General features: G+C 69.9%; 16 protein-coding genes. 11 read left to right on the top strand and 5 right to left on the bottom strand.

Annotated features, from left to right (window positions below):
* Nucleotides 1-178 precede the first annotated feature (178 nt).
* On the bottom strand, nt 179-2,872 hold the full coding sequence (locus tag I847_RS0109025; protein WP_155856078.1) for a tetratricopeptide repeat protein: 2,694 nt from the start codon (nt 2,870-2,872) through the stop codon (nt 179-181).
* 300 nt (nt 2,873-3,172) lie between these two features.
* On the opposite strand from I847_RS0109025, the gene I847_RS0109020 reads away from it, so the two are divergent.
* The 6 genes from I847_RS0109020 (at nt 3,173) to I847_RS22775 (ending at nt 11,189) form a co-directional block, all read left to right on the top strand.
* Entirely contained in the window at nt 3,173-3,406 is a 234-nt protein-coding gene (locus I847_RS0109020; protein WP_155856077.1) for a hypothetical protein, read from the top strand.
* Between the two features lie 22 nt (nt 3,407-3,428).
* A complete protein-coding gene (locus tag I847_RS0109015; protein WP_028049434.1) occupies nt 3,429-4,472 on the top strand; it encodes a DUF4190 domain-containing protein in 1,044 nt (347 codons plus the stop codon).
* A 677-nt stretch (nt 4,473-5,149) separates the two neighbouring features.
* Nucleotides 5,150-6,982 carry an adenylyl cyclase gene (locus I847_RS0109010; protein ID WP_231384150.1) on the top strand — a complete coding sequence of 611 codons (1,833 nt, stop codon included), beginning with the start codon at nt 5,150-5,152 and terminating at the stop codon, nt 6,980-6,982.
* Nucleotides 6,983-7,266: 284 nt separating this feature from the next.
* Nucleotides 7,267-8,436, top strand: a complete 1,170-nt coding sequence (locus I847_RS0109000; protein WP_028049432.1) for a substrate-binding domain-containing protein — start codon at nt 7,267-7,269, stop codon at nt 8,434-8,436.
* Nucleotides 8,437-8,493: 57 nt separating this feature from the next.
* Nucleotides 8,494-10,131: a sugar ABC transporter ATP-binding protein gene (locus tag I847_RS22780; protein ID WP_051274648.1), complete on the top strand. Its 1,638-nt coding sequence runs from the start codon at nt 8,494-8,496 to the stop codon at nt 10,129-10,131.
* Nucleotides 10,128-11,189, top strand: a complete 1,062-nt coding sequence (locus I847_RS22775) for an ABC transporter permease (protein ID WP_051274646.1) — start codon at nt 10,128-10,130, stop codon at nt 11,187-11,189. The genes I847_RS22780 and I847_RS22775 overlap by 4 nt, the downstream gene beginning before the upstream one ends.
* A gap of 951 nt (nt 11,190-12,140) precedes the next feature.
* Here the strand turns inward: I847_RS22775 and I847_RS25525 are convergent.
* Together I847_RS25525 and I847_RS0108975 are read right to left on the bottom strand one after the other, a co-directional pair.
* On the bottom strand, nt 12,141-12,716 hold the full coding sequence (locus tag I847_RS25525) for a maleylpyruvate isomerase N-terminal domain-containing protein (RefSeq protein ID WP_051274644.1): 576 nt from the start codon (nt 12,714-12,716) through the stop codon (nt 12,141-12,143).
* Between the two features lie 4 nt (nt 12,717-12,720).
* Nucleotides 12,721-13,797 carry a cupin domain-containing protein gene (locus I847_RS0108975; protein WP_028049431.1) on the bottom strand — a complete coding sequence of 359 codons (1,077 nt, stop codon included), beginning with the start codon at nt 13,795-13,797 and terminating at the stop codon, nt 12,721-12,723.
* Between the two features lie 192 nt (nt 13,798-13,989).
* Here I847_RS0108975 and I847_RS0108970 point away from each other — a divergent pair, with 192 nt between their 5' ends.
* The 5 genes from I847_RS0108970 (at nt 13,990) to I847_RS0108950 (ending at nt 19,272) form a co-directional block, all read left to right on the top strand.
* Complete coding sequence (locus tag I847_RS0108970; protein ID WP_231384149.1) at nt 13,990-14,991, top strand: fumarylacetoacetate hydrolase family protein; 1,002 nt, start codon at nt 13,990-13,992, stop codon at nt 14,989-14,991.
* Between the two features lie 23 nt (nt 14,992-15,014).
* Nucleotides 15,015-16,007 (top strand): cyclase family protein, encoded by a 993-nt coding sequence (locus tag I847_RS0108965; protein WP_196804519.1) that lies wholly within the window; start codon nt 15,015-15,017, stop codon nt 16,005-16,007.
* A 26-nt stretch (nt 16,008-16,033) separates the two neighbouring features.
* Nucleotides 16,034-17,164 carry an FAD-dependent monooxygenase gene (locus I847_RS0108960; protein ID WP_028049428.1) on the top strand — a complete coding sequence of 377 codons (1,131 nt, stop codon included), beginning with the start codon at nt 16,034-16,036 and terminating at the stop codon, nt 17,162-17,164.
* Complete coding sequence (locus I847_RS0108955; RefSeq protein ID WP_028049427.1) at nt 17,161-18,201, top strand: amidohydrolase family protein; 1,041 nt, start codon at nt 17,161-17,163, stop codon at nt 18,199-18,201. Before I847_RS0108960 ends, I847_RS0108955 begins: the two co-directional genes overlap by 4 nt.
* A gap of 114 nt (nt 18,202-18,315) precedes the next feature.
* Complete coding sequence (locus tag I847_RS0108950; protein WP_231384148.1) at nt 18,316-19,272, top strand: LysR family transcriptional regulator; 957 nt, start codon at nt 18,316-18,318, stop codon at nt 19,270-19,272.
* Here I847_RS0108950 and I847_RS0108945 read toward each other — a convergent pair.
* Entirely contained in the window at nt 19,269-20,453 is a 1,185-nt protein-coding gene (locus I847_RS0108945) for an acetyl-CoA C-acetyltransferase (RefSeq protein ID WP_028049425.1), read from the bottom strand. The genes I847_RS0108950 and I847_RS0108945 overlap by 4 nt on opposite strands.
* A complete protein-coding gene (locus I847_RS0108940) occupies nt 20,450-21,430 on the bottom strand; it encodes a fumarylacetoacetate hydrolase family protein (protein WP_231384147.1) in 981 nt (326 codons plus the stop codon). Before I847_RS0108940 ends, I847_RS0108945 begins: the two co-directional genes overlap by 4 nt.
* Nucleotides 21,431-21,447 lie beyond the last annotated feature (17 nt).

Here is a 21,447-nt window from a genome sequence, read left to right as displayed (position 1 = left end):
ATCGCGCAGGTCGCGCTCAACCTGTTCACCAACTACGTCAACGTCGCCCTGGCCGTTCCGGTCGACTTCCCCCGGGTCGGGCTCCAGCGCGCCGCCTGACCGCCCGGCGCCCGGGCGGAATCAGCCCCGCCCGGGCGTGTCACCCCCGACAGACGACGAGACCTCGATGACATCCACCCTAGGTGCCTGTCCGAGTCCTGCCGATGGTCGCGTGCGGTGCTCCCGCGTCGATCGTGGTCCAACGGGCGAGAAGCTCTGCCGCTTCGCGGGTGCGGGAGTGATCAGGGCCCTGGATCTCGCACATCGTGGCCACGGTGGCTGTCAGGTCCTCGACGGCTCCAGTCACGTCCCCGTGGCGGTGACGAAGCTCGGCGAGATGCTGGCGAACCCGCAGCGCACGCGGGTGCATGGGACCGAAGACGTCATGGACCAGCTCCTGGAGACCGACGAGATCTGCTCGTCCCTGCACCGGATCGCCGGCCATCCCGCGCCAGTAGCCGAGATTGAGGCAGAAGGTGATCGTCGTCGGGTGTCGTCGCCCGAGTGCTCGCTCGGCGTCCTGAGCGGCGACCGCAAGCTCGTCGATGGCTCGGTCGGGCCGCCCGGCCAGGCCGCGCCAGTACGCCAGGTTGTGGCGCGTGGCGAGGGTCTCATGGTGCAGAGCGCCGAGGATGTCGGTGAACCCTTGGACGGCCGTCTCGTACCTCGCGACCGCACCTCCCGCGTCACCGCTCTCGCCGATCCAGCGGGCGGACTCGGCCAACGCCTGGATGGTCGCCGGGTGGTGCGGCCCGAGCTGCTCTCGCAAGTCGTCGGCCAGCTCGGTCAAGCCGTTGCACGCTCCGGCCGGGTCACCGGACAGGCCGCGGCACAGTGCGACGTAGCGACGTGCATGCCGAGCAAGTCGATGGCGCTCGCCGAGAGCCGCGGTAGCGGCCTCCACGACGGACAGCAGGTTGCGCAGGGCGTCGTGCACCACGCCGACCTCGAGCTGCTGCCGAGCTTCGTGCAGGCGCACCTCGAGCGTGTCCGGGTCGTCCAGGCCGAGCAGCTGCTCGGCCCGTCGGCGCAGCGGCACCAGGAGCTCGTACGCGCCGGCCGGGTCGCCGAGGTCACCAATCGCCCGTGCCACCTGGCTCTCCAGGAACACCACATCGCGACCCTGGTCGCCCTGGCGGGAACGCGCCTGGAGCAGAAGATCCTCGGCCGCGTCCCTGGCGACGGTGGAGCGACCGACGGTTGCCAGGTACTCCGCAGACCTGCGCAGCACGGGGTGCATGCCCTCGTCGAACAGGTGGTCGCCGGCCGTCCGCCGAAGGGTCGTCACTCCGTCGTACATGGAGGCTTCGAGCGCCGGATCGGCGTCGGTGGCAGCCCAGGCCTCCTCGAGGGCATCCGCCGCGGCGCGGGCGAGCATCGGCGCGGCCGCCGGATCGAGGGCTTCGCGGACCGCCCGCTGCACCAGAGCGTGCATCGCCACGACGCCTCCCTCGTGATCGAGCAGGCTGAGCCTGTGCAGCGCGCGGAGCGCGAGCAGCACGTCCCGCGGCCGTCCCCCGACCCAGTCGCACGCCGCCGCGCTCGTCAGCACCTGCTCGGGCGTGCCGGTGGGGGCGAGGACCGCCACGAGCTCGAGCGTCCGCCGCACGCTTCCGGGCGGCGCGAGTGCCGCCGCGCGGTCGGCAGCCAGCCGCCACGTGGTCGCGACCGTACCGTCGTGGCCGTCGGCCGGTGACGACCGTGGGAACAGGTCCGAGAGCCGTTCGCGATCATCCTCGACGAGACCCCGGTAGGCAGACACCTCCATGCCGGAGTCGATGAGGAACGCGGCGGCCTGCGACAGTGCCAGCGGGAAGTGCCCGAGTGCCTCTGCCAGCGCGGCGAGCTCGGCGGCGGTCGGTTCCAGCGCGCCGACCACCGGGTCCACGGTCAGCCGGCTGCGCAGATACTCCACGGATTCTGCCGGGCTGAACATGCCTACCGGCACGACCCGGGCCGCGGACCGGATCACCATGGCGTCCCGCCGGCGCGTGGTGACGATGCTGTGCCCGCGGTGGCCAACCGGCCACAGCCCGTCCAGCTCGGACGGGTCCTCGAGGTCGTCGAGGACGATCAGCCAAGGGCGGTCTGCCGCGCGCAGCCACGCCATCAACAGATCGGCCTGGGTCTCCTCGTCGTGGGCATGAGAGCTTCCGGCGGACGGGGAGACGCGTCCGTCCAGCGACTCGTTGACGATGGCTCGCCATACCCGGGCATACGCGGACAGGACGGCTTGCCGGGACGAGGCCGGCACCCAGACGAGCAGCCCACCACGCGCGCGGGCCCGGTGGAACGCCGCCGCTGCGAGCTGGGTCTTGCCCGCGCCGCCCGGTCCGGCCAGGAGCACCTGGCTCACCGCCCGATCCAGCAGGGCCTCGTCGATCATGGCGCTCAGCACCGGCCGCGCGCGCACCGACGCCGCATCACTCGGCGGTCGGCCCACCACCAACGACGCGATTGCCGTCAGCCGTGCGGGATCCGCACCGGTGACGTGGTGCGCGCGAGCCGCCCGCCACAGCAGGCGCAAGGCTTCGACCGACCGGCTCGGCACCTGTCCCGGACCGCCGCCGCGCGCTGCCGTCTCCACGACGCGCAGCAGGGCCGCGACCTGGTCGAAGTCTCGTGGCACCGAGCGGCCGTGCAGCCATTCGCCGAGGCGGCGGGCGTTGACGGAGACCCGACGTCCCGACGGCAGAGGAGTCGCGGAGGCGCGGCGCGCCAGCTCCTCGTCGGACACGTCCGGGAGCCGACGGCGCAGCCGCAGCAGAGCGGAGGCGAAGGCCGCGCGCGGATCTTCACAGTCATCAGCAGGTTGCTCCGCACCGGATGCCATCCGTGCCTCCTCACGCAGGCTTGCGGCGAGTGTAGGGGAAGTGGCGTGGCGTCCCCGGATGCCCCGCACCGGGCCGCTCCGGGGCCGGCTTGCCGGCTGCTACGGGGCGCTGACCTGCGCGAACCCGTGCCGCGTCGAAGACCCGTCCGACGCCGCGACGCGGTTCCACCTACGGTCGGCGCAAGCGACGGCGGGCGCCGACGCCCGAGTGGGAGGCGACACACCATGGTACGGATCTTGCGGCAGGACGAGCTCGACAGGTTGATCCGTTCCCATCGCAACAGCAAGGTCTCCCTCTGGGTGACGTCGATCGTTGCGCTGGGGGTCTACATCGGGCTCGTGGCGGCGGGCGGTCCGCCGATGATCGGCCTCGTCCTTGGTGTGGTAGCTGCTCTGCTGGCGGTGAGCCCGCAGCGTCGGCTCCTCAAGGAGCTTGGCCTCACCACCGTCGAGGCCAAGCGGATCCTCGCGGCCGAACGTGAGCGCCGCGCTGGGTCCGGGAAGTCGCTCGGGCACGACCGGTCGCAGTCCTGACCGAGGAGAGGAAGCAACGGCAATGACGGCGCCTCAGCAAACCCCCACCAGTCTGGCGAGCGAAGACAGGGACACGAGCCAGAACTGGTTCGCGGTCGCCTCGCTGGCATCCGGCATCGTCGGACTCAGCATCATCGCCGTCCCGTTCGGGGTCCTGGGCTTGAGAGCAGTGCGACAGGGTCACGCGACGAACCGCGGCTTGTCGATCGCCGGCCTCGTCCTGGGCGCCGTGGGTGTGGCCGCGTGGGCCGGCGCCGTCGCCTTGGCGACGTCCACGCCGGGTCGCGGCAATGCGGTCGCTGCCCCGGCACCTACGCCGGCCGCGGGTGCGACGCGCTACGTGCTGACGCCGACGCCGGGCTCGGACAAGGCCCTCGTGCATGCCGCGGCGGTCTACCTGTCCTCGCGGATCGACGACGACGCGAAGGTCGGGACCGATGGGCGATCGGTCCTGGTGGTGTTCCCGGCACCAGCGACGGCCGAGCAGGCGGCCTCACTGGTGGCGGGCAGCGGCGCCCAGTTCCGCCCGGTGATCGATGACGCGGACCCGATGGCCGGGTCGGGCACCGTGGCGACTCCCGGATCCGCATCGACCCCGTCCTGGCCGGGCGACGCGACCTTCTACGTGACGGCGGATCTCGCGCAGGCGTACACGTCGACGGACTGCACCAGGCCGGCACCGGCACAGCAACCTGCCCCGGACTCCGGCGCCGTGGCATGTGCTGCCGACGGGTCACGCAAGTACCTGCTCGGCGGAGCGCCCCTGACGGCGGCAGACATCTCCGCGGTGAGCATCGACCGGAACACCGTGACGTACGTCCTCACCCGCGAAGGGGAGGCCGCACTGACCAACCTGACGACCCAGCTGGCGAGTGCGGTGCCCCCCGCCAACCAGATGGCGATCACGGCGGACGGTCTGGAGCTCTCCGCGGCGCAGGTCTTGGCGCCCATCCGCGGCACCGAGATGCAGGTGCGGTTTCCCGACGAGGTCGCCGCGCAGGTGTTCGCCGGTGCTCTGACGTACGGGAGCAAGGTCATCGCGCTCGAGGTCACCGACGCTGAATAGTCGAACGCCGCGGTCGCGCTACCCGCTGGTGAGCTCAGCGGTGGCCCGGAACGCGGTTACGGCCATGGTCCAGCCATTCACCACCCGTCTGGCCAGATCGACGCGGTAAAGCGGTTGATTCGGCACTCCCGGCGGAAGCGGTCCGGACGGGCTCCTCGATGAATCAACCGTGGAACGGCACAATGGGGCGATCTTGTCGAGTCGGTGTCCCACATCAATTCATGTGATGTCGCGAATTGCCAAAACTGTCTTCCGAAGAGACGCGTAGTTGCCCCAGGCTGCGTGACGGCGAACCAGTCAATGACGAGCTGATCGCCACCGGAGAGCCCTCGGAAGTGCGTGACGTCGCCGAGACGGCTCAGTTCATCCCGGCGACCTGAGCGACGACTGCACCTTCGATGACGAACGCGCAGCTCCGAATGTCAGCGGTCGTCGGGTGCGCAGCAGCTCGAAGCATCCGACCCCTACCGCCGGTCCGCGAGGCCGCAACAGCGGGTGCGACGTGCTGCGACATGGCTCGCCACGGCAATCGCGGCGACGAGCCCGGGCCCGCTTCACCTGGGCCCCGCACACGCTTCACAGACGAGAGGATCACCATGCAGCCCACACCGACGCGACAGACTACGAGGTCGCGATGGGTCACTTTTGCCCTCGCAGGACTGACCGGATCGCTTCTCGTGAGTGGTCTCGCGGTCCTGCCCGCTGTGGCGGCTGAGGGCACGCCCGACTTCGGACCGAACGTCAAGATCTTCGACCCGAAGACACCCGTGGCCGAGATCAACGCGTACCTGCGCAGCATCTCGACCGAGTCGGAATTCAGCGCCGGCCGACACGCCGTCTACTTCCAGGCCGGCGCCTACGGAAGCGCCAAGGGTCAGAACGACCCGGCGACGGCCGAGGGCATCGTCAACTCCGAGGTTGGCTACTACACGTCGATCGCCGGACTCGGCAACGCACCCACCGACGTCAAGATCAACGGTGCGCTCCACTCCGAGCCCCGCCAGGGTGCCGACGGCTCGTCGGACGGCCTGACGAACTTCTACCGCGCACTGTCGAACGTCTCGATCAACCCGATCCAGCGACCGGTCGGCACCGACGCCGAGCGGTCGAGGCCGGAGGGCGTCGCAGGGCCACGCACGATGCGCTGGGCGACCTCCCAGGCGTCCTCCCTCCGTCGGGTCCAGATCGAGGGCAACCTCGACCTGAACGGCGCCTACGGCGCCACCCTCTTCGGTGCCGAGATCGCGGACAGCCGCATCACCGGCGACGTCAACAGCGGCGGCGACCGCGGACCGGGCCAGGCGCAGTACTACACGCGCGACAGCCAGATCGGCAGCTGGAGCGGAGGCTCGGCGAACCTCGTCTTCTCCGGCGTCAAGGGTGCTCCCGCCACCGACCTGACGGGCCGTGGCATCACGGCGATCCCGTCGACACCGGTCTCACGTCCGGCTCCGTTCCTGACCCTGAACGGCAGCTCCTACTCGGTGTTCGTTCCCGACGCAGGCACCAACACCTCCGGTGTGCGCTGGGCGACGGACGCCGGTGCCGGCACCCGGATCGGCCTCGGACAGTTCTACATCGCCCGACCCAGCGACTCCGCCGCGACGATGAACGCCGCACTGTCGGCCGGCAAGAACCTTCTCCTCACGCCCGGTGTCTACCGGCTCACCGCTCCCCTGAAGGTCACGCGTGCAGGCACGGTCGTGATGGGCATGGGCTACGCCACCCTGGCACCCACCGGCGCTCAGGCGGCGATCGAGGTCGCCGACGTCCAGAACGTCGTCCTGTCCAGCCTGATCGTCGACGCCGGACCGGGCTCCCGAGTCGTGGTGAAGGTCGGCACCGGCGCCGCGAACGGCATCGGCGACGCCCTGCGACCCACCTCGCTCACCGACATCTTCGTGCGCGTCGGTGGCGCACAGGCCGGGTCGACGTCGACCATGCTCGAGGTCAACCAGAGCAAGGTCATCCTCGACAACACCTGGCTGTGGCGTGCCGACCATGGCGCCGGCGTGGGCTGGACGAGCAACACGAGCGACCACGGGCTCGTCGTCAACGGTACCGACGTCACCGCGCTCGGCCTCTTCGTCGAGCACAACCAGAAGAACCAGACGGTGTGGAACGGCGAGCGCGGCGCGACGGTGTTCTACCAGAGCGAGTTCCCGTACGACCCGCCGAGTCAGACCGCCTGGATGGACGGGACGCGCGAGGGCTACGCGTCCTACAAGGTCTCGCCGAGCGTCAGGGTGCATTCGGCGACGGGCACCGCGATCTACTCGCTGTTCACGAGCTCGACGTTCGCCGGTGCGCCGGTGCACGCGTGGACCTCCGTCGAGGCGCCGGCGGCCACCTCTGTCCGACTCAGGTCGATGACGAACGCCACGATCGCCCTCGGGGGCGGCATCCGGCACATGGTCAACGAACACGGCACCCCCGTGGACGCGAGCCTGCCCAACCAGGTCGTGCCGGGCTTCGCGTCGTCCGCACGGCTCTCCGAGTACCCGGGCTGAGCCACGCCGGCTGTCGCCGCAGAGCTGCGTCCGGTCGCCCTCGCGCGATCGGGCGCAGCCCTCGGCGGCAGCTCCTCCCGCCGCGGTATTCTCCGGCTCGCATTCAGCAAACGGATGGCGACCATTGCGAGTTGTGATTTCCCGGCGCAGCACAGCAATGCTTCCATATGAAGCACCCAAGGAGCCCGGTCCTGAGACGTGAAGAAGCGTCGTCAAAAAGCCGGCTTCGAATGGAACTACCTCCGTGCAATGACGCCGGAGCCGGTAGCTCTGGAAGAGGTCCCATGTCGAATCGTGTGTGCGCGCGGGCAATCGCCGCCATCCTGGCAGCTACCGCCGTCCTGTGCGGTGCAGCCTGCAGCTCCCCGTCCCAAGTCGTCAGCGACCAGCCGACGGCCTCACCAGCAGCCACCCCGGAGAGCACGGCAAGCAACGCTGCGGTCGCCCTCGAGAACGCCTACGCGGGCAAGACCGGTGCGCCGCCCACCGTACCGACCGTCCCTCCCAAGGACATCGACCTCTGGGTTATCTCCTGCGGCCAGCAGGCCCCCTCCTGCGCCACGCCGGTCGCGGCCTCGCAGGAGGCCGCGGAGGCTGCCGGTTGGACCGTGAACGTCTGCGACGGTCAGCTCAACCCCGAGGGCTGGGGCAGCTGCGTCCGCCAGGCCATCGGTGCGGGTGCCAACGTCATCATTCCTATCGGTATCGACTGCATCTCGATCCAGCAACCCTTCGTCGAGGCGAAGGCTGCAGGCGTCACCGTCGTCGGCGGCGGGGGCGCCGACTGCAACTCAGCCGGCAGCGAAGCGCTGTGGGCGACGGAGCGCATCCCGCTGGAAGGCGTGAACGTGCACGACTTCTGGAACCTTTCCGGCAAGCTCGCCGCCGACTGGATCATCGGCAAGACCGATGGAAAGGCCAAGGTCCTCCAGCTCTCCTTCAGCGACCCCTTGTGGGGCCCCTGGCAGAGGTCGGCCTTCGCTTCCGAGATTGCGACGTGCGAAGGCTGCGACGTCGTCGGCAACCTCGAGATCTCGAACAACGACCTCGTGAGCGGTGCGATCGGCCAGAAGTTCCAGACCGCCCTGCTGCAAGCAGATGACGCGAACGCCGTCTACATCCCGATGGGCGCCTGGGTCACGGCCGGCCTCGGCCAGGGCATCGTCGCCTCCGGTCGCTCCGACCAGCTCGCCGTGATCAGTGGCTTCGGAGATGCGTCGACGGTCGAGGCGATCCGCGCCGGAGCGGGCCTGGACGCGATCGTGGGCTACTCCACCGAGTGGGGCGGCTGGGGATCGGTCGACACGGCGATCCGCGTGCTCAACGGCGAGGAGGTGCAGGCGACCGGTGAAGGCCAGCAGGTCATCGACGCCGAGCACGGTCTTCCGCCGACCGGGGACTACGACCCAGGCGTCGACTTCAGGGCTGCCTACCGAAATCTCTGGGGCCTCTGACCAGACCCATCGTGCGTCCACTGGTCCCGACCGCCCACGCCACCAGGGGAGAAGCCCGTGAGTACCGACAGCTCTGCGCTCCAGACGGATGACGGTGCGAACGGCGCGTTGCAGGACGGCAACCAGAGCCGGTCCGTCCTGCACGTGTCCGGTCTCACCAAGCGGTTCGGCGGCACCGCCGCACTCGACCGCGCGGTCCTGACCCTCCGGGCAGGGACCGTGCATGCTTTGGTCGGAGGCAACGGGAGCGGCAAGAGCACCATCATCAAGGTGCTGGCGGGCGTGCACCGGGCCGACTCCGGCCGGATCGAGACGAGGCGAAAGACCTGGGATGCCTCCGAATACGGGGCCCGTTCCGCATGGGAGGCCGGGTTCCGCTTCGTCCATCAGGACCTGGGGCTCTTCCCCGAGCTGTCGGTCGCGGAGAACGTCGCACTGCAGGGCGGCTACCCGACCCGTGGCTTCGGCCGGATCCGGTGGAGCACCCTGAACCGACACGTCCGACAGCTCCTCGACGCGTACGAGATAGACGCCGACCCGACGACGCCCGTGGGTGCACTCGCACCCGCGCAGCGCACGCTCGTCGCCATCTGTCGCGCGCTGCAGGACCCCGATCCGCAGGGCCGCCTGATCCTCGTGTTGGACGAGCCGACGGCGGCCCTGCCTCACCAGGAGTCCATCGCTCTGCTCGACGCGGTCCGGCGTCGAGCAGAGCGTGGGCAGACCGTCCTGCTGGTATCGCACCGGATGCCCGAGGTCCTGACGGTCAGCGACGACTTCACCGTCTTCCGCGACGGGCGCACGGTCGCGCAGATCGTCGACCGCCGTCCGGAAGAGGAGGAGCTCGTCTCGCACATGACCGGCTCCACGAGGCCGCGGCTGATTGCGCGCCCTCCGACGCGCAGCTCGACCGACCGGGCTCCGTACCAGGAGCACGCCGTCCTGGCGGTCCGAGGTCTGCACGGAGGACCTCTGCGTGGCGTGGATCTGGAGGTGCGACGTGGTGAGGTCGTCGGGGTCACGGGCCTTGTCGGCTCCGGCCGGAGCTCCCTGCTGCGTACCGTCTTCGGGCAGCACCGCCCGGTCGCCGGCGAGATCATCGTGCACGGCGCCGCCGGAGCGCGGTCCTCGGCCGGTACAGGCGCTCGGATGCGGGCGGGCGTCTCGTTCGTCCCGGAGGACCGCCCCGGCGACGCCGCCTTTGCGCAGCTCTCGATCCGGGACAACCTGTCCGTCACCGTGCGCTCGATCTACTGGCGCCTGACGGGCATGAACGCCACGAAGGAGAACGCGGACGCCCGCGAGCTGGTCCACCGCTACCGAGTTCGCAGTGGCGCTCCCGAGGCGCCGTTCTCGGTGCTCTCGGGCGGGAACCAGCAGAAGGTGATCCTCGCGCGCTGGCTCCGTCGTCGACCCAGCCTCCTCCTGCTCGACGAGCCGACCCAGGGAGTCGACGTCATGAGCCGGGTCGACATCTACGACGCCGTGCGGGAAGCGGCCGCCCGAGGGTGCGGCGTCCTGGTCGCGTCGTCCGACTTGGACGAGCTGGCCGTCCTCTGCGACCGCGTCCTGGTGATCCGCGACGGGCGCATCGCTGCCGAGCTCGCGGACGGGGAGCTCACCGCCGACGCCTTGCTCACCCTGACCCAGATGTCCGACGCCCCGCCCACCCCCAGCCCACGGAGCCCTCTATGACCATCGACGAGACGGGCACAGTCGCCACCGTCCCCACCGACGCGGGCCCGGCAGAGGGACACGAGACCAAGGCGAGGACCCGCTCGGGGTCCGGCCATCGCATCCGCGGTCTTGCAGAGCGCCACGCGCTCCTCGGCCTCGTCGCCGTCGTCGCTGTGTTCTTCGCCCTTAACCCGTCGACCCGAGAGACCTTTGCCACCTCTCAGAACCTGGCTGTCCTGCTCGGGAACCAGGCCACGGTGGCACTGCTCGCCCTGGCGGTCGTCCTCCCGCTGGTGTGCGGGTACTTCGACTTCTCCCTCGGCGCCGTGGCGGCGGCGTCGGCGGTCCTGACAGCCGGTCTGATGAGCTTCCACGACCTGCCTCTCGGCATTGCCATGACCGCCGGGATAGGCGTGGGCATCCTCGTCGGGCTCGTCAACGGCCTTCTCGTGACGGTTGTGGGTCTGAACTCGTTCGTCACGACGTTGGGGATGGCAACCCTGCTCGGTGGCCTGATCCAGTGGTACACGTCGGGGCAGACCATCCTGACCGGACTCGATCCTCGGCTCGCCCACTTCGGTTCGACCACCCTGCTCGGCGTCCCGCAGGTGGTGTATGTCGTAGCCGTCATCGCCTTGGCGCTCTGGTACCTGCTCGCACAGACGCCGTTCGGTCGGGGGCTCTACGCCATCGGCGCGAACCGCCGAGCGGCCACGCTCGTCGGCATTCCGGTGCGTCGATCATCGACGCTGACCTTCATGCTCGCCGGCGCAGTCGCTGGAGTGGTCGGGGTGTTGGCGCTGTCCCGTGCCGGCTCCGCGACTGCGGACTCCGGAACGACGCTGCTCTTCCCCGCACTGGCAGCCGCGTTCCTCGGTGCGACGTCCGTGCGCCCCGGCTTCTTCAACATCGTGGGGGCTCTCGTGGGAGTCCTCTTCGTCTCGGTCGCCGTCAGTGGGCTGACGCTCGCCGGCGCCAGCTCGTGGGCCAGCCCGGTGTTCAACGGAGCCGCTCTGCTGATCGCCGTCGCGCTGTCCCACTACCTCGGCCGGAGCCGCGGCCTCGGTTCTGCGTAGTGCCACCGGAGCGGGGCCCCCGGACTTGCCAGCGGCCAGCGGCCCGGTCGTCGTGATCAGGTCCGCAGGCGGTTCTCGGCGCGGTCCCAGACCCGCAGGTCCCCCTCGGGTTCCCATCGGACGAGCTCGGTGGAACGGCGACGACCTCGCGGATCGCCGGCAACCCGCCCTGCAGGTCGCCGAGCGCCCACGCCTGCACGAGCAGGTTGCGGACGCGAACCCGCCGAGCGGGTGGGCGGCCTCCAGCCCGCCGCGGACACCCGACCACAGCGACAGGACGTCCCACTGCAGGGCCCGCCGACGTCGTCCACCGACACCGACGACACATCCGAGGCAGCAGGCGCCGGATCGAGGAAGTCGACCGGGACACCGCGGCGCCGGATCTCCGCCAGGTGGACGATCGACCGGCGCGACGGGCCGACGAGGACCCGAGGACACCGTGCTCCTCGAAGCGAGGACGTACTTCGCCTCTCGTTCCGGGTCATCGTCCGAGCTGGCGAGCATCAGAGTCAGGTCGTCGAGCGCCACCCTGTCCTCGACGCCTCGAGCGACGTCCGTGAAGAACGGGTTCCGGATGTCCAGCACGATCGCACCGACCGTGGTCATCGCCCCTGACGCAGCTTCCGTGCCGAGCCGTTGCGCACGAACGACAGCTCAGAGACCACACCTTCGACACGCGCCCGCGTCGTCGGAGCCATCATGTGCGGGGTTGAGGACGTTCGACACCGTGCCGAAGGACACCCGTGCCGCGGTAGCGACTCCATTGACCGAAGGTCGTCGGAACTGCTGAGTCACCACCCGACCGGCCTCCGGTCGTCGCGCTTGTCGGCCGCCCACGCTGCAGTGGGGGCCGTGCTCGCAGCATCATGGACGTGAGCCAGGCTGCGTCACGGACCCATTCGACATGGCCGACGACTGTTCCGGCAACGGGTCATCTGGTGATCGAGACCATCATCGGAGCCGATGCCGACCGTCGGCGAGCGTCCCGCAAGCGCCTGACGCCGGCCGTATCGCACGCCGGATGGCGTCTGGAGCGTCGGCGAGGCGACCGCCGTTCCCGAGCCCTAACGCCGCCTTCCAGAGCAGCCCTGCCCGCGCCGGGACGGTAGCCCGGAACGCGATCGGCCGACCGTCGAGGCCAGTGAAGACCTCCTCCCAGGCCCACGGGGCAAGGTCTCGCCACTCCACGTCCAGATGGATCGCTGTGTGCAGCGCGAGATTGCGCAGCGCCTGCGGCGGGAGCGTCGCCGTGTACTCCTCGATCTCGTCGCGCTCGGCGGCGGAGGTCCACATCGGTTCGAACACACCGGTCGCTGCCCACTCGGTCCGTCGGGTGAGCGCCCGTGCGTCAAGTGCGACGTGCGCCACGAGTCGTCGTCGCGACCAATCGTCGATCTCGGACGGTTCACCGAGCTGCTCGTCTGACAGACCACGAAGCTGCCTCGCGTAGTAAGCCTGCGCACGACGGGCAACGAGCAGGTCGGCTCGGATCGATACGTCGTCGGTCCGGTCGACGCGCGCCGGCACCCCGTCAGCCCCGGCCGGGTACGTACGTGCGCGTGAACCCCAGCGCGTCGATCACCGGGCCGTCGTTGAAACGGAAGAGGTCGAGCTGGGTTTCCGCGACGAGCGACCACGGCGTCCAGCTGGGGACGACGAAGAGATCTCCCTTCTCCAGCGCATGCTCGACGTCGCCGAGGACGGCGGTCCCCCGCCCTTCGAACACCTGCCATACCGACGAGCCGACCTCGTGCCGCACGGGCGTGACGGTGCCTTGGCGAAGCCGGTGGAACTCGGCGCGGAGCGTCGGCATCACGTCGCCGCCGGTCGTCGGGTTCGTATAGCGGACCGCCGCGTGCCCCTGCTCGACGGTCGCCGGCTGACCCTCGTCCTCGAGCGCGAGCTGCTCGGTCAGGGCACGGTCCGTGTGCTCCCACCGGTAGGCCATCAGCGGAGAGCTGACGCTCGACCCCAGCTCGCTGAGCGGCCGCAGACCGGGATGTGCCCAGAGCCGCTCGTTGCGAGAGATCGCGGGCGACGCCTCGTCTGTCACGCGCTCGGAGCCGAACTCGAAGAATCCGACGTCCGCATAGTGCGACAGGGGCACGTCGAGGCCATCGATCCAGGCCATGGGCTGATCGGTGTCGTTGTGGTGCCCGTGGAAGTTCCACCCAGGGGTCAGGAGGAGATCGCCTCGCCGCATGGCGACCGGGTCGCCGTTCACGACAGTCCAGACGCCCTCGCCCTCGATGACGAACCGGAACGCGTTCTGAGCATGGCGATGCTCCGGCGCCGTCTCGTGGCCGCCCAGGTACTGGATCGCGCACCAGAGTGTCGGCGTCGCATACGCGGTCCCGGGCAGACCCGGATTCGCGAGCCCGATCGCACGACGCTCTCCACCGCGTCCCACCGGGACCAGGTCTCCGCTGCGCTCGGCGATGTCGAAAAGCTGCTTCCAGCGCCAGACGTGCGGAACGGCCCTGGGCGTCGGCGTCGTCGGCATCAGGTCGTCGCGCTGGGTCCACAGCGGGCTCGTGCTGATGGCCTCGAAGTCCTCGTACAGGCGCGCCAGCTCGGGTGTATCGGCGGTGCCGTCCATCTGCTTCATCGCAGCCCTCTCGTCGTAGACGAGTCGTTGGTATCCCACCCCGTCCGGCGCCGACAAGGTGATCGGGCGCGTCGTCGCATCAGAACTCATGATGCGCGGGATCACTGATCAGCGGCTTCACGGTGAGGTCGCCGCGACCGATCCTTTTAGCCGCCGACACCGGCACACCGTGCAATGAAGGACGGACGACTCTTGAGCACCGCTACCCCCCTCCCTGCGACGACGCCGTACGCCGTCGGGATGTTCGACACCGGAACAGGCCCCTTCGCCGGGCTGGTCGTGGGGTCCGAGGTCCTGGACCTCGCCTCGATCCCCGAGCACCTTCCGGCGGTCGGGTCGACCGACGAGCTTCTCCAGCAGTGGGAGACCATCCAGCCGGTCCTCGCGGGCCTCGCTGAACTGCGGCCGGGGCGCTGGCGCTCTGTCGCGGAGCTGTGCGTCATGCCACCCGTCGCGCCGCGGCAGATCGTGCAGGCGGGTGCCAACTACCGCACCCACGTCATCGACCTCGCCGTGAAGCACACCGAGCTCTCCCCTGGTCGCACCGAGGAGCAGGTCCGGGCCGAGACGGCGGCGATGATGGACGAGCGGGCCCGCACCGGGATCCCGTACCTGTTCGGTGGCAGCTCTTCGGCCATCACCGGTCCGTACGACGACGTGGCGCTCCCGACGTACAGCGACCAGCACGACTGGGAGCTCGAGCTGGTCGCGGTGATCGGTCGTCCCGCTTACCAGGTCAGCCGCGAGGACGCCCTCAGCCACGTCGCCGGGTACACGATCGCCAACGATCTGACCACCCGCGACCTGGTCTTCCGCCGGGACATGCCAGAGATCGGGACCGATTGGCTCCGAGCGAAGAACGCACCCGGCTTCCTGCCGCTCGGTCCGTACCTCGTTCCGGCCGCCGTGGTCGGGGACCCCGCCGACCTTCGACTGACCCTGAGCCTCAACGGTGAGACCAAGCAGGACGAGTCGGCGAAGGACATGCTGTTCGACGTCGCCACCCTCGTCTCCCACGCCTCGCACTTCGTCGCCCTGTCGCCCGGCGACCTCGTCCTCACCGGCAGCCCCGCAGGAAACGGGATGCACTGGCGCCGGTTCCTCCGTGCTGGCGACGTCGTCGACGCTTCGATCTCGGGTCTGGGTGCCCAGCGAACGCGGTTCGTCGATCCGACGGACCGGGATGCGGCGTGACCGCGCTGGACGACATCGTCGAGATGGATCCGACGACGCTGGACAGGTCCGACCCCGAGGGCGTCATCGGACTGCTCGCCGACGCGTGCTCGAACGCCGGGCGCTGGGGCGAGGCCGACGTGCTCGGCACCCTCAACCTCATCGACGACGAGTCGCGTGCTGCTGCGGCCGGGCTCGTCCGCCGGGGACGGACGTTCTCCCTGTCACTGCCGTTCGACACGAACGGTCCCCAGAACGGTTGGCGCCGTCGCACGAACCCCGTGCACACGATGCTCGACACCGGCGTCGACGCCGAGCGAGGGATCCAGGGCTTCCCGCACGGTCTCGGCGGGGCCGACGACGTCGTGGCGATGCCGCTGCAGTGCTCGACGCAGTGGGACGGACTCGGGCACATCTTCGACCACGGCTGGGCCTACAACGGCCGCCGGGCGGGCGACGTCGTCACCAGCGCGGGCGACCAGGTCACCGGCATCGAGACCGCGGCGGCAGCGATCGCTGGCAGGGGCGTGCTCCTCGACGTCGGGCGACTGCTCGGCGACGACGTGGAAGGCGACGGCGGAGAACTCGCGGACGGGTTCGCCATCACGACGGAGCACCTTCGAGCGTGCATCAGCGCCCAGGGCGCGACGTCGACGGTAGGGCCTGGGGACATCGTCCTGGTGCGCACGGGTCGCCTCACGCGAGCCAAGCGAGAGGGCTGGGGCCAGTACGCGGGGGGTCCGGCGCCCGGGCTCTCGATCACGACTGCCGGGTGGCTGCGCCGGACCGACATCGCGGCGATCGCCACGGACACCTGGGGCTTCGAGGTCCGCCCGAACGAGTTCGACGAAGCATTCCAACCCCTGCACCAGGTCGTGATCCCCAACATCGGCCTGTTCGTCGGTGAGATGTGGAACCTCGACGAGCTCGCAGCCGACTGCGCCCAGGACGGCAGCTACGACTTCTGGCTCACAGCGGTGCCCATCCCTTTCACCGGCGCTGTCGGCGCCCCGGTCAACCCCCTCGCGGTCAAGTGACTCGCACAGTTCTCGAAGGAGCGAGCATGCCAGCAGTCAGCAAGGTCCTCGTCGTCGGCGGCGGCGCCGCAGGCGTGGCGACGGCGATCCTTCTCGCCGAAGCCGGTGTCGAGGTCGACCTCCTCGAGATCAAGCCCGACATCGTGACGTTGGGGTCCGGAATCACCCTTCAGGGCAACGCTCTGCGCGTCCTGCGCGACCTCGGCGTGTGGGACGACGTCCAGAAGGCAGGGTACGGGTTCGACACCCTGGGCCTTCGCGCTCCCGACCCTGCAGGGACGGTGATCGCCGTGTTGCCCGACGCGCGCACCGGCGGGCCCGACCTGCCGGCCGCCCTCGGGATGCCTCGCCAAGAGCTCGCCCGGGTGCTCCACGCGCGCGCCGAGGACGTCGGGGTGAAGATCAGGCTCGCCACGACCTGCACCGGGATCGAGCAGGACGCCACAGGCGTCGACGTCGAGCTCTCGGACGGGTCGCGCGGACGATACGACCTGGTCGTGGGTGCGGACGGGATCCGGTCGTGGACCCGGCGGATGATCGGCGTGCCACTCGAGACAAGGTCGACAGGGATGGGCATCTGGCGGGCGTTCACCACGCGCCCGGACACCGTGACCAGGACCGACCTCTTCTACGGTGGGCCGCAGTACATCGCCGGGTACTGCCCCACGGGGCAGGACTCGCTGTACGCCTACATCGTGGAGGAGGCGCAGGACCGCAGCGCACTCACGCCCGACGAGCAGCTCAGTGAGATGGTTCGGCTCTCGGAAGGTTATGGCGGCCCCTGGGACGAGATCCGCCCGACCCTGACCGACCCGACGCGCGTCAGCTACACCTGGTTTGAGTCCCACGTACTCGAGGAGCCGTGGAACCGCGGACGCGTCGTCCTGATCGGTGACGCAGCGCACGCCTGTCCCCCCACGCTCGCGCAGGGGGCCGCACAGGCGCTGGAGGATGCCGCGGTTCTCGCCGAGCTGCTGCTCACGAGCGACGCGGTCGACGCCACGCTGTGGCAGTCCTTCATGGAGCGCCGCTACGACCGAGCGCGCGCCGTCGTCGAGGCTTCGGTCCAGCTCGGCCAGTGGCTCATCGACGGCGAGCGAGGCGATGTGCCCGGACTGATGGGACGCATCTCTGCCCTCGTGTCCGAGCCCGCATGAGCACCGACGAGCTGGGGCACCTGCCGTCCGTCGATGTCCATGCGCACGTCCTCGTCCCCGCGGTCGAGCAGCTGGTCGCCGACCATCCCGGACTCGCTGCTCAGCGGGAGCTCGACCTGCGGCGCAACGGAGCCGAGTCGACGGCGGTCTCTGCCGCGATGATCCGTGAACGCGGGTCGCTCCTCGTGCGGACCGACCAGCGGCTCGAGCTCATGGATCGTCAGGGCGTCGACATCCAGGTCTTGTCACCTTCGCCGGCGCAGTACCACTACTGGGCTGACGAACCGCTGGCATTCGAACTGGCGAGGCGGGTGAACGACGGCGTGGCACAGGCGGTCCTCGCCGCACCCGCACGGCTGACGGGTGTCGGCGTGGTGCCACTCCAGCACCCGCACCTGGCGGCCAGGGTGCTCCGCGATGCCGTCGAGAAGGGGCTGCGGGGCGTCGAGATCTCCTCCCACGCACCCGATCCCCTGGGCGGGACCGTCGAGCTCTCGGACCCACGGCTCGAGGAGCTGTGGGCGGAGGCGGCGGCACTGGGTGTCGTCGTCTTCGTGCATCCGTTCGGCTGCACGCTCGACGAGCGACTCGACCGCTGGTATCTGTCGAACTCGGTCGGACAGCCAGTCGAGACGACCGTGGCGCTCTCCCACCTCATCTTCGCGGGAGTCCTCGACCGGCATCCCAACCTCCAGATCCTCGGTGCGCACGGGGGCGGCTACCTGCCGACCTACCTCGGCCGGAACGACCGGGCGTGGCGCGTGAGAGCAGAAGCGCGGACGTGCGCCGACGCACCGAGCTCCTACCTCCGCAGGATGTGGTTCGACTCCGTCGTCCATGACGGGCGGACGCTGCGGGCCCTCGTGGACTCGGTCGGGGTAGACCGGGTCTGCATGGGGACCGACCACCCGTTCGACATGGGCTCGGACGACCCCGTCGCCGAGCTCCACGCCGCGGGGTTGACCGCCTACGAGACACATGTCATCCAGAGGGGCAACGCCAGCCGGCTAGGTCTCGCAGCCGGTCTGCGGTCGTGAGCGTCCCGGTTGCACACCCCTCAGGCAGCCGGGGCCGCTCGACTCCATGAGCAACGGGTTCCCCCCCGTCCCGTTGCCTAGGATGAGCCATGGCGTTCCCCCAACGACGACGTCGTGTGGCAGCCGTTCGCCGGAAGGCCGACCGTGAACATCGCCAACCTGAACCTGAATCTCCTCACCGCGCTGGACGCCTTGCTGCGTGAGCGCAGTGTCACCAACGCCGCCGCGAAGCTCGGCCTGAGCCAGCCGGCACTCAGCGCGTCGTTGGCGCGGTTGCGCCGGCACTTCAACGACCCCTTGCTCGTCCGGGTCGGGAACGCGTACGAGCTGACGCCGTTCGCCGAACAGCTCGGTGAGCGCGCGGGCGCTGCCATGGCGTCCGTGCAACGCGTCTTCTCCGTCGCCCCGACGTTCGACCCCGCACGGTCCGACCGGGCGTTCAGCGTGCTCGTTGCCGACTACTCGCTCAGCGTGCTCGGGACCGGCGTGAGCCAGATCATTGCTGAACGCGCACCCGGAGTCCGGGTCGAGTTCCATCCGCACACACCGCAGCTGATCGAACGCGCCGAGGAGGTCCTCCGGGAGGCGGACGCCATGATCCTGCCCCGCGGCTTCCTGTCCAGCCTGCCTCATCTCGACCTCTTCACCGACACGTGGGTCTGCGTCGTCGACGCTGACCACCCGACGATCGGAGACGAGGTCACGCTGGCCGACCTCTCCCGGATCCCGTGGGTGGTGAGCTTTCGTTCATCGTCGGCATTCACTCCCCCGATGCGTCAGCTCGAGAACCTCGGCGTCGACGTGCACGTCCAGGTCGTCGTCGAGAGCTTCTTGGCCCTCCCCCAGTTCCTCGTGGGGACTGATCGCATCGCTCTGGTGCAGGAGCGCCTGGTGCCGCACCTGATGCGCGGTCACCGGCTTCGAATCGTCCCCTGCCCGTTCGAGGTGATCCCTCTGGTCGAAGCTCTGTGGTGGCATCCGTCGCAACAGCTCGAGCCCGGCCATGCGTGGCTGCGGTCGATCATTCTCGAGGCGGCGCAGGGCGTCGAGAACACTGACGACGACATCTAGCGCCGGTACAGCAGGAGAGCTTCGCCCTGGCCGCCCCCACCGCAGAGAGCCACCGCTGCGGTGCCACTGCCGCGCCGGGACAGCTCATAGGCGGCGTGCAGCGCCAGGCGCGCGCCAGAGGCCCCGAGCGGATGACCGACCGCGATCGCACCGCCCTGGATGTTGACGCGAGAGGGGTCGATGCCGAGCTCGATCGCGGAGGCCAGCACGACGGCGGCGAAGGCCTCGTTGATCTCGATCACGTCGAAGTCCTCGATGCCCGTACCGTCGCGTTCCATCGCCGCGCGGATCGCTCGCGCCGGTTGCAGGTGAAGCGACGCGTCCGGCCCGGAGACCTGTCCGTGCGCACCGATCTCGGCGAGCCACGCAAGACCGTGGCGGCGGGCGTAGCCGGCACTGGCCACGACGAGTGCGGCCGCACCGTCGGACAGCGGACTCGCAGATCCGGCAGTGATCGTGCCGTCGGGCGCGAACGCGGGCCGGAGCCGGCCGAGCGACTCCACGGTGCTCGCCGGACGGATGCCTTCGTCGGCATCGATCCGCGTCACTGACGTGCCCGGCCCGGGAACGGTCACTGTGACGATCTCGGCGGCGAGCTCGTCGCGCGCGCCGGCGGCACGGACGTGCGACCGCGCGGCGACCTTGTCCTGAGACTGCCGGTCGATAGCGAGTGCGGCGTTGCCCTGCTCGGTCAGGGCACCCATCGACAGTCCGGAGAACGGATCGGTCAGGCCGTCTTCGAGGGTGTCGGCCAAGGTGGCGTCGCCGTACGGCAGACCGCTCCGTGATGCGCGCAGCGCGTGGGGGGCGTTCGACATGGACTCTTGGCCACCTGCGACGACGACCTGCGCCTCCCCCGAGCGGACGAGACGTGCTGCATCGATGACGGCTGTCAGACCCGACAGGCAGATCTTGTTGATCGTCGTCGCCGGGGTGCTCCACGGCAGCCCGGCGGCGATTCCCGCCTGCCGAGCGGGACCCTGACCAGCCGTGGCCTGGAGCGCCTGCCCGACGATCAGCGCGTCGACATGATCTGCGGGAACCCGGGACCTGACCAGCGCCGCACGGATGGCCACCGCTCCCAGGTCAGTCGCCGACATCGACGCGAGCGCGCCGCGAAACTTGCCGAACGGGGTCCGGGCACCGGCAAGGATCACCGGCGCGGAGTCGTCGGGGCTCACACCCAGACCGAGTCCGAGCCCGAGCGGCTCCTGAGCCTGTCGCGCGTCCGAGCGGGTCTCACGGGACGGCCGGGTGCCCCGATCGGACGGCGCACGACGCGGTTCTCGACCGCCCCGAGGCCCTCGACCTCGAGTCGGACGACGTCGCCGGCTGCGAGCGGCCGCGGGTCGCGTGAACCGGCCAGACCCCACAGCTCCGCGAGGCATCCGCCGTTGCCGCACGTGCCCGAGCCCAGGACGTCACCCGCGGCGACCCACGAACCGCGGGAGGCGTGCGCGAGCATCTCCTCGAAGGTCCATGAGGCGTTCGAGGAGAGGTCCCTACCGACGGCCGTCCCGTTGAGCCACGACCTCATCTCCAGAGCGAGATAGCCGTCCCCGTCCCGGTACGGCTCGAGCTCGTCAGGCGTGACCAGCCAAGGACCCAGGGTGCTCGCCGAGTCCTTGCCCTTTGCGGGACCCAGACCCACCTTCATCTCGACGGCCTGCAGGTCTCGCGCGGACCAGTCGTTCAAGATCGTGTATCCGACGATGTGGTCGCGTGCCCGCTCGGGGTCGAGGTCGCGGCCGTGCTCACCGACTACTGCGGCTATCTCCAGCTCGAAGTCGAACACCTCGCATCCCGGTGGGATCTCCACGTCGTCGCGAGCTCCGACCACGCTGTGCGGGTTCCCGAAGTAGAAGGCCGGGGCTGTGTACCACTCGGCCGGGACGCCCGTACCGCCGGAGACGCTGCGAACGACTCCTTCCACGTGCTCCTCGAAAGCGACGAAGTCGCGGATCGACGTGGGGCGCACGGGCGGAAGGAGCCTGACGTCCGAGAGCGGCACCGCCGGCGAGCTCGACAGCGCCCACGACGCGGCCGCAGCAGCGCCCTCGCGGTCGAGGCTGGCAACGCCGAGGACGCTGGCGCCGGGAGCCAGGGCCCGGACGACCTCGTCACCGGCGTCGCCGAGCACCACTCCCGCACGCTGCACACCTGCGTGACGGTACG

This window comes from Cellulomonas sp. URHD0024 (assembly GCF_000426185.1).
GTDB lineage: Bacteria > Actinomycetota > Actinomycetes > Actinomycetales > Cellulomonadaceae > Cellulomonas.
Note: the sequence above shows the minus strand (reverse complement) of the source record. Positions and strands in the feature narration are given on the sequence as shown.

Coding starts and splice junctions, on each gene's coding strand:
- I847_RS0109025 (WP_155856078.1), bottom strand. CDS start 2,872: ATGGCATCCGGTGCGGAGCAACCTGCTGATGACTGTGAAGATCCGCGC.
- I847_RS0109015 (WP_028049434.1), top strand. CDS start 3,429: ATGACGGCGCCTCAGCAAACCCCCACCAGTCTGGCGAGCGAAGACAGG.
- I847_RS0109000 (WP_028049432.1), top strand. CDS start 7,267: ATGTCGAATCGTGTGTGCGCGCGGGCAATCGCCGCCATCCTGGCAGCT.
- I847_RS22775 (WP_051274646.1), top strand. CDS start 10,128: ATGACCATCGACGAGACGGGCACAGTCGCCACCGTCCCCACCGACGCG.
- I847_RS0108975 (WP_028049431.1), bottom strand. CDS start 13,797: ATGAAGCAGATGGACGGCACCGCCGATACACCCGAGCTGGCGCGCCTG.
- I847_RS0108965 (WP_196804519.1), top strand. CDS start 15,015: ATGGATCCGACGACGCTGGACAGGTCCGACCCCGAGGGCGTCATCGGA.
- I847_RS0108960 (WP_028049428.1), top strand. CDS start 16,034: ATGCCAGCAGTCAGCAAGGTCCTCGTCGTCGGCGGCGGCGCCGCAGGC.
- I847_RS0108955 (WP_028049427.1), top strand. CDS start 17,161: ATGAGCACCGACGAGCTGGGGCACCTGCCGTCCGTCGATGTCCATGCG.